At 70.9% G+C, this 8,531-nt stretch carries 8 protein-coding genes; 4 read left to right on the top strand and 4 right to left on the bottom strand.

What is annotated here, in order from left to right; all coding sequences use genetic code 11:
- The coding region (gene proC, locus VJR25_RS03565) for a pyrroline-5-carboxylate reductase (RefSeq protein WP_324112594.1) at window positions 1–728 on the bottom strand (728 nt) is incomplete at its 3' end.
- 40 nt (window positions 729–768) lie between these two features.
- Between proC and VJR25_RS03560 the strand changes: the two genes are divergently transcribed.
- The 3 genes from VJR25_RS03560 to VJR25_RS03550 all read left to right on the top strand — a co-directional run bounded on the left by VJR25_RS03560 (window position 769) and on the right by VJR25_RS03550 (window position 3,129).
- Window positions 769–1,734: a cation diffusion facilitator family transporter gene (locus VJR25_RS03560; protein ID WP_324112591.1), complete on the top strand. Its 966-nt coding sequence runs from the start codon at window positions 769–771 to the stop codon at window positions 1,732–1,734.
- Window positions 1,735–1,748: 14 nt separating this feature from the next.
- On the top strand, window positions 1,749–2,678 hold the full coding sequence (locus VJR25_RS03555) for an LLM class F420-dependent oxidoreductase (protein WP_324112589.1): 930 nt from the start codon (window positions 1,749–1,751) through the stop codon (window positions 2,676–2,678).
- 70 nt (window positions 2,679–2,748) lie between these two features.
- Window positions 2,749–3,129, top strand: coding sequence for a DUF2255 family protein (locus VJR25_RS03550; protein WP_324112586.1), 381 nt, complete (start codon window positions 2,749–2,751; stop codon window positions 3,127–3,129).
- A gap of 51 nt (window positions 3,130–3,180) precedes the next feature.
- Here VJR25_RS03550 and VJR25_RS03545 read toward each other — a convergent pair whose 3' ends face one another.
- The gene (locus VJR25_RS03545) at window positions 3,181–3,612 is read right to left on the bottom strand and encodes a nucleoside deaminase (RefSeq protein ID WP_324112596.1); all 432 of its coding nucleotides are present in this window, start codon (window positions 3,610–3,612) and stop codon (window positions 3,181–3,183) included.
- Between the two features lie 76 nt (window positions 3,613–3,688).
- Here VJR25_RS03545 and upp point away from each other — a divergent pair, with 76 nt between their 5' ends.
- Entirely contained in the window at window positions 3,689–4,321 is a 633-nt protein-coding gene (gene upp, locus VJR25_RS03540; RefSeq protein ID WP_324112584.1) for a uracil phosphoribosyltransferase, read from the top strand.
- A 110-nt stretch (window positions 4,322–4,431) separates the two neighbouring features.
- On the opposite strand, the gene VJR25_RS03535 is transcribed toward upp, so the two are convergent.
- Both VJR25_RS03535 and VJR25_RS03530 read right to left on the bottom strand, forming a co-directional pair.
- Window positions 4,432–4,734, bottom strand: coding sequence for a DUF3467 domain-containing protein (locus VJR25_RS03535; protein ID WP_324112582.1), 303 nt, complete (start codon window positions 4,732–4,734; stop codon window positions 4,432–4,434).
- A gap of 14 nt (window positions 4,735–4,748) precedes the next feature.
- Window positions 4,749–8,333 carry a TM0106 family RecB-like putative nuclease gene (locus tag VJR25_RS03530; RefSeq protein WP_324112580.1) on the bottom strand — a complete coding sequence of 1,195 codons (3,585 nt, stop codon included), beginning with the start codon at window positions 8,331–8,333 and terminating at the stop codon, window positions 4,749–4,751.
- Between the last annotated feature and the right edge of the window lie 198 nt (window positions 8,334–8,531).

The following is an 8,531-nucleotide window of genomic DNA, read 5'->3' as shown; positions in this document are numbered from 1 at the left end:
GTGGTGCCCTTCGGGCTCGTCACCTGGCGGCGCAGCTCGGCCGGGTCCTCCCCCGACGCGCGCAGCAGCTCGGCGGCGCCGATGAAGGTCTGCTCGGCCATCAGGCGGGCGGCATCCCGGTCGAACCCCTTGCCGACCGCGGCTTCGGTGAGCTTCTCGATCAGCAGGAACACGTAGGCGGGCCCGGAGCCCGAGATGGTCGACAGGGCGTCGATCTGCGACTCCGGCACCTCGATCACGGTGCCGACGGTCTCGAACAGCCGGCGGACGGTGGCCACGTGCCCGGCGGTGGCGGTCGCTCCTGCCGCGATGCCGGTGACGGCGCGGCCGACGAGCGCGGGCGTGTTCGGCATCGAGCGGACCACGGGGATGCCGTCGCCGAGGATCTGCTCGAACGTCGCGATGGTCACACCGGCGGCGATCGACACCACGATCGTGCCGGGGCGCAGGCTCGGCGCGATCTCGTGCAGCAGGTCGGGCACCATCGCCGGCTTCACGCCGATCAACACCACGTCGGCCGTGGCTGCGGCATCCGCATTGCCGTCCGCCGCATCCTCGAGGGCGACGCTCGTCACCCCCGGCAGCCGCATCGTCTCGGCCTTGGCGGCCGTGCGGTTGGTGACGGTCACGCCCGAGGCGAGTCCGGATGCCACCACGCCCTTGACGACCGCGCCTCCCATCGAGCCGGCACCGAGGACAGCGATCGGGGGGAGCGTGGCTTCCGTCATGGTCCCAGCCTACGCAGGGGTCGCCCGTAGACTCGGGGGCATGAGTGCATCCGGCGGAAGCAGGGCCATCATCGCGGCGTTCCTTGCGAACGTGGGCATCGCGCTCGCGAAGCTGATCGCGTGGTTCTTCTCCGGTTCCGCATCGATGCTCGCCGAGGCGATCCACTCCCTCGCCGACAGCGGCAACCAGGTGCTGCTGCTGATCGGCGGACGCCGGTCGCAGCGCGCGGCCGACCGCGAACACCCGTTCGGGTACGGCCGCGAGCGGTACGTGTACGCGTTCGTCGTGTCGATCATCCTCTTCTCGATCGGCGGGGTGTTCTCGATCTACGAGGGCGTCCAGAAGATCACCCACCCGCACGAGCTCGAGAACGTGTTCGTGCCGCTGATCGTCCTGGTCGTCGCGATCTTCCTCGAGGGCTTCTCGCTGCGCACCGCGATCAAGGAGAGCAACGAGCACCGCAAGCAGGGCGAATCCTGGTTCGCCTTCATCCGTCACGCCAAGGCGCCGGAGCTGCCCGTCGTGCTGCTCGAGGATGTCGCCGCGCTCACCGGCCTCGTGTTCGCGCTGCTCGGCGTGGGTCTCACCGCGATCACCGGCGACTCGCTGTTCGACGCGCTCGGCACGCTGCTCATCGGCCTGCTGCTGGTGGTGGTCGCGGTGACGCTCGGCATCGAGACCAAGAGCCTGCTCGTCGGCGAGGGCGCGAACCGCGGCGACCACGACCGCATCGTCGACGCCATCCTCGACGGCCACGAGATCCGCCGGCTCATCCACATCAAGACCCTCTACCTCGGTCCCGATGAGCTGATGGTCGCCGCGAAGCTCGGATTCGCCGCGGACAAGCCGTTCGGCGACGTGGCCCTGGACATCGACGACATCGAGAAGCGCATCCGCGCGGCCGTTCCCGCGGCGCGGGTCATCTACCTCGAGCCCGATGTGTACCGCCCGGCGACCGACCCGGCGCCGCCGACCGACCAGTTCATCGTCCCGTCCGCCGACTGATCCCAGGGGTCGCCATGGAGTACTGCCTCTTCACAGAGCCGCACGGAGGAGCGACGTACGGCGATCAGCTCGCGTTCGCGCAGACGGCCGAGCGGCTCGGCTTCGACGGGTTCTTCCGCTCCGACCATTACCTCAACGGCGGGCCCGGCGACGGGATGCCCGGTCCGACGGATGCCTGGACCACGCTCGCCGGCCTGGCCCGCGAGACCTCGCGCATCCGGCTCGGCACTCTGGTGTCGCCGGTGACGTTCCGGCATCCCGGGGTGCTGGCGATCCAGGTCGCGCAGGTCGACGAGATGTCCGGCGGACGCGTGGAACTCGGCCTGGGCGCGGGCTGGTTCGCCCGCGAGCACGAGGCGTACGGCATCCCCTTCCCGGCCAAGCGGTTCGACCTGCTCGTCGAACAGCTCGAGATCGTCACGGGGCTGTGGGCGACGCCCGTGCGCGAGACCTTCTCGTTCTTCGGCACCCACTACACGCTCGTGGACTGCCCGGCCCTGCCGAAACCCGTGCAGCCCGCGCTTCCCGTGATCATCGGCGGCAGCGGTCCGCGCCGCACGCCCGAGCTGGTCGCGCGCTTCGCGAGCGAGTACAACCTCGGATTCCCCGACGACGACGAGATCCCGGGGCTCATCGCGAACGTCTGCGACGCGTGCGAGCGGATCGGCCGGGATCCGGCCTCGGTGCGGCTGTCGCTCGCGATGACGACCTTCGCGGGGCGCTCCGAGGAGGATGTGGCGCGCCGCGCATCGCGGGCGGGCGTCACGCCTGCGGAGGCGCGCCGCCGGTCCCACATCGTCGGGGATGCCGCGGAGATCGCCGAGCGCGTCGAGTTCTACCGCTCGTTCGGCGTGGAGCGCGTGTACTTCCAGCTGCTCGACCAGCAGGACATCGACCACGTCGAATACCTCGGCGCCGAGGTGCTGCCGCAACTGCCGCGGTGACCGATGGGGCGCCGCGGAACCCGGCGCCGCGGTTGCCGTCTCGGACGGTCCGGTGGCGTAGCGTGATCGCATGGCCTGGACACCCGACGAACTGCGCCGCATCGCCGAGGCAGACGAGCTGCAGCTCTCCTCGACCCGGCCGGACGGCACCGACCGCCCGTTCGTGACGATCTGGGGTGTGCGCTCCGGCGACGACCTGTACGTGCGCTCCGCGTACGGCACCGACAACCCGTGGTATCGGCGGGCGCTGGCATCCGGCACCGGTCGGGTGCGCGGCGGCGGCGCGGAGCTCGAGGTCGCGTTCACGGCCATGGATCCGGCCGACGCGGCTCTGCAGGGCGAGGTGGATGCCGCCTACCGCGCCAAGTACGAGCGGTACCCGGCGCGCATCGTCAACACGGTGGTCGGCGAGACGGCGCACCTGACCACCGTCCGACTCGACCAGCGGTGAGCGCGGCCTGGCGCCGTTCCCGCGCGGCGTCATCCGCGTCGCGGTGTCAGGTCAGCGGCGCGGGTCGAAGAAGTCGCGCAGCAGCGAAGCCGCGGCATCCTGCTCGACTCCCCCGACGACCTCCGCACGATAGGGCAGGCGACGGACGCGCAGCACGTCGTACATGGATCCCGCGGCGCCGGCCTTGTCGTCCCACGCGCCGAACACCACTCGGCCGATGCGCGCCTGCAGGATCGCCCCCGCGCACATCAGGCAGGGCTCGAGCGTGACGGTGAGGGTGCACCCCTCGAGATTCCACGAGCCGAGGGATGCCGCGGCTCGCCGCAGCGCGACGACTTCGGCGTGCGCGGTCGGGTCGCCGGTGGTCTCCCGCTCGTTCCGCCCCTCCCCGATGACGCGGCCGGCGGCATCCGTCACCACCGCGCCGACCGGCACCTCCGAGGCCGCGAGAGCCTCCGCGGCAAGCGCCAGCGCGCGGTGCATCGCGGTGCGGTCGGCGGCGTCAGGGGTCACAGGACGAGCGTACGGGGACGAGCACCCGTGCCAGTACCCTGGCCGTATGCGTGTGCACGTCGCCGACCACCCCCTGATCACCCACAAACTCACGGTGCTGCGCGACAAGCGCACCCCGTCGCCCGTGTTCCGCCAGCTCACCGAGGAGCTCGTCACGCTGCTGGCCTACGAGGCCACGCGTGAGGTGCGGGTCAGCGCGGTGGAGATCGAGACTCCGGTGACGACGACGATGGGCGTGCAGATCGACGAACCGCGCCCGCTCGTGGTGCCGATCCTGCGGGCCGGGCTCGGGATGCTCGAGGGGATGACCCGGCTCGTGCCGACCGCGGAGGTGGGCTTCCTGGGCATGGTGCGCGATGAGCAGACCCTGCAGCCGACGACGTACGCCGAGCGCCTGCCGGAGGACCTCAGCAACCGGCAGTGCTTCGTGCTCGACCCGATGCTCGCGACCGGCGGCTCGCTGGGCGCGGCGATCGAGTACCTGTTCAAGCGAGGCGCGCAGGATGTCACCGCCATCTGCCTGCTCGCCGCACCGGAGGGCGTGGCAGCGATCGAGAAGCAGGTCGAGGGCCACAATGTGACGCTCGTGCTGGGCTCACTCGACGAGCGGCTCAACGAGAACGGGTACATCGTGCCGGGCCTCGGCGACGCCGGCGATCGGCTGTACGGCACGGTCTGATCCACGGGGGCCGGACCGACGGCTGGCCGCTGCAGCTCGGCGTCAGGCCGCGGCGCCGCCCCGCCTCAGTCGGGGGGCCGTTCGGCCCAAGGCCATGGTGCAGTCCGGGTTCACTCCGCGGCTCGGCGCCCGGTCTCCTGTTCCCAGAACTCCAGTTGCTGCGTGAGGGCCTTCGCCAGCTCGAACACCTGCTCCGGAGGGATGCGGATGCGGCTCACGACGCGCGCCGGGACGATCGCGACCGGGTCGCCCGTCTCCGGATGGGTGCCCTCCCGTGGTGGCTGCGCGACGGTGACGAAGTCCATGACGAACGTGGTGGGCGTGTGCCAGACGTTCGCGAAGTCGGCGAAGTACCCGGGGATCTGCTCCGGGGGCAGGTCGATCTCGAACTGGTTCGGAATCTCTTCGGGCATCGGCGTCCTCTCGCTCAGGTCAAGTCTGACAGCGCGAGGCCGGCGGGGGCGGGAATCGCGGCATCCCGGTCGACCGCGCCCACGAGCACGGCGAAGCCGCTGAGCCGGGCGACCCCGTCCGGGGTGCGTGGCAGGTCGTCGAGGAGTCCGGGCGAATAGACGATGTACGCGGCGTACTTCGCCCGCGACACCGCCACGTTGAGCCGGTTCTGCAGCAGCAGGAACTCGAGTCCGCGCGGAGCATCCCGCCCGCTCGACGCCGCCAGCGACACGATCGCGACGGCGGCCTCCTGGCCTTGGAACTTGTCGACCGTGCCCACCGGCACAGCACCGAATCCGGCGGCGACGAGCGCCTCCTCGACGAGCACCTGCTGGGCGTTGTACGGAGTGACCACGATGAGGTCGGACGCCTCCAGCGCCCGCGGCGGAAGCGGATCGCCGTCGGTGGCATCCGTCCACTCCCGCCCGAGCAGGTCACGCACGAGCTGCACGACCCGCTCGGCCTCTTCGGCGGACTGCGTCGCGTTGCCGTCATGTCGCACCGGGATCGGATGCACCCCCGGCTCGAGTCCGGCGACCACCCGCAGCCGTGCGGACGGATGCGATTCCAGCTCGCCGGCGTAGGACAGCTGCGACACCGGGCCGGCCACGGCCGGATGCATCCGCCACGACTGTGCGAGGAAGAATCCGCGGTCGGCGGGCATGACGGCGTGGCCGTCCATCACCCAGCCGAGGGCCGACGTGTCGACGGGTGCCGGGTGGGTGCCCTGGCTCACCTGAGGGAGCTGCTGCGGGTCGCCGAGCAGCAGAAGACGCTCGGCGCCGACGGCCACGGCGATGGTCGCAGCGAGCGCGAACTGCCCCGCCTCATCGATGACGAGGAGATCCAGGGACCCGCGCGGAACGCGACCGGCATGGCTGAAGTCCCACGCGGTTCCGCCGACGACGAAGCCGGACCCCCGGCGCTCCTCGGTGAAGGCTGCGAGCCCGTTCTTCGGGAACACCGTGAAGGAGGCCTCGGCATCCTTGGTCGCCTTGCCGACGAGCTCCATCGGGACGCCCGCATCGATCACCCGGTCGAGCATGTGCTCCACGACCGCGTGCGACTGCGCGACGACGCCGATGCGCCAGTGGTGCTCTCGCACGAGTCGGGCGATCACGTGCGAGCCGACGTACGTCTTGCCGGTTCCGGGAGGCCCCTGCACGGCCAGGTAGCTGCGGTCGAGGTTGCGCAGGCCGGCGACGATCGCCGAGATCGTCTCGGACTCGTGGTCCAGGGACCCGCTGTGCAGGCGCGGAGGACGGCGGGCGAGGATGTCGGTGGCGGGATCGCGCGGCAGTCGCGGAAGCGCGTCGACGACCGCGTCCGCCCACTCCTCGATGGCGGTCTGCTGGTTGCCGGCCATCGGCGGCGCAGACGGGGTGAGCGCCAGCGGCAGGGCATCCCACGTCTGGCCGTCGACTGCCGTCTCGGCGATGACGACACCGTCGTCGTGCACCTCGACGACCTCGACCATGTGCGCGGCGTGGATCCAGCGCGGCATCGGGAGCGTCTCGTACGGCGCGGGCAGTTCGTACAGCGCGAACGGGCGACCGCCCTCGCTGAGCTTCGTACCGGGTGCCAGTTCGCCCTGCAGCATGACGAGGCGTCGCACGCTGCGCACGCCCTGATGCCAGTCCTCGACCACACGGGAGCGCGCGGCATCGATGACGACGACGTCGCGCGTGTCCTGCCAGGTCGTCACCGGTTCGCGCAGCCGCTGATAGTGCGAAGCCCAGAACGTCTTCGCCTCACGCGGGTAGTAGTCGATGGCCGCCGATCCGAGCTCGAGGGCATCCGCCTCGGCCTCGTCGTCGGCCGCCTTGGCGGCTTTGGCGAGCAGCGCCGCGCGGGGCGACGACTCGTACACCGCAATGTCCGGTTCGACGTCGCGGGTGGGGCGCAGGCCGGCCTCGATGGCTCGGTCGACCAGCCAGTTGCGCAGGCGTCGCGTGGACACGCAGTCGTACCGGTTGTAGTCGGCGAGGTCGTCGAGGATCGCCTGGGCCTCGCCTTCGACGCCGGCGGCCTGCAGCGTGCGCGCCTCGACGTACTTGACGATGGAGTCGTCGCCGCGCTGCACGTCGCTGGTGCGCACCTCGTCGCCCATGTACAGCGGTTCGAGCTTCTTGATCGAGTACGACCGCGAGCCGACGCGCAGCGCCCGCTTCACGACCGGATAGAGGTCGACGAACACGCCGTCGCGCAGCAGCTGGTCGATCTGCTGCTCGCCGACCCCGTAGCGGCGGCTCATCTCGGTGAGATGCGCCGTCTCGTACGGGGCGTAGTGGTAGATGTGCATGCCCGGGAACTGCTCGCGCCGCAGGCGCACGATGTCGAGGAACCGCTCGAACGCGGCCTTCTCATCTGCGAAGTCGTGCGCCCACAGCGCCGAGTACTGCTCGACTCCGTCGACCCAGCCGAAGAGATAGTCGATGCCCCAGACCTTGCCGTCGCCCTCGGTGTAGAGCGGATCGCCCTCGAAGTCGAAGAACATGTCGCCGGTGTCGGGCCGGGGCAGCGCGCCGAGAGCCTTCGGGAACACCACCTCGTACGACGGCACCGCAGGCGGAGCCGGAACGGCCGGCTGCCCGGTGACGGTCGGCTCCCCCGCCGCCCCCGCCGGCACGAGCATCGCGGCCGGCACCGGCACCCCGGCAGGACTGACCAGCTGCAGCCGCGCCTGGGTCTGCAGCAGCCCGAACGTGTCGGCGTTCATGCGCTCGGGCACCTCGGCGGCAGAGGCGAGGTCGTCGATCGTGTGCAGCCCGGCCGCCCGCATGCGCTCCCGCTGCACCGGCCGCATCCCGGCGACGAGCAGCAGATCGCGGGTCGAGACCACCTCGAGGTCGCACGTGGGACAGCGCCCGCATGCGACGACCTTCAGCTCGCCGCGGTCATCGCCCCAGGCGATCGGGTCTCCCGCGATGCCCGCCGCGAGATCGCGGTCGGCGATGAGCGCACGCAGCCGCTCGCGACGCAGTTCGAAGACCGGCCGGATGTCGGACAGCGCGTGCGTCGAGGTGGTGCCGTCACCCAGCAGGAGTTGGACTTCGTCGCTGCGCGGCACCCCGAGCCGGTCGAGCTGGTCGGCATATGCCGCCAGCTGCATGAGGGCGGTCACCCGCGCATGGCGCGCGAGCTTGGTGTCCTGCACGATCCAGCGGCGGGCGTCGTCGCGCACCAGGAAGTCGGCGAAACCGACGAATTCCGCCGTCGCGAACGCCGCTTGATAGACGACCTCGACGCTGTCGTCACGGAGCGCGTCGATGGTCTGCGCGATGGCGGCCGCGAGGCCGTCGGCATCGGACGAGCGCGTCTCGGAGATCTCGACCACCGCGGATCCGAACCGGTCGCGGTATCGCTGAAGCATCCGGCGCTCGTGCTCGGTGCCGAGCCGTGCCGCGCGCTCGAGGGTGGCATCCACCGGATCGTCGACCGGCTCGACGCGGCCCAGTTTGGCGTCGATGGCCCGCAACCAAGCGAACTCGCACTCCGCGGCGGCCTTGAGGTCGCTCGCGCTCCAGACCACGCGGTTCTCGGCTTCGACGTATCTCACGTCAATGACAGTAGCCGGGGGTTCCGACATCCCCCGCGGATCGCCGCGGCGTCGATGGTCAGGGGGTGGTGTCGGGGCAGCCGGGTCCGTGGGGGTCTTCGTCGCAGGTGTGCTCGACGAGGACGGTGCGGGCGTTGTAGAGGGGGAAGCGGTGGCCGGGGGTGGTGGCGAGGACGTAGCCGGTGACGTCGTACCAGC

The sequence above is a fragment of the Microbacterium sp. genome (assembly GCF_035277845.1).
Classification (GTDB): domain Bacteria; phylum Actinomycetota; class Actinomycetes; order Actinomycetales; family Microbacteriaceae; genus Microbacterium.
The sequence above is the reverse complement of the archived record's forward strand: the minus strand, read 5'-3'. Positions and strand labels throughout refer to the sequence as shown.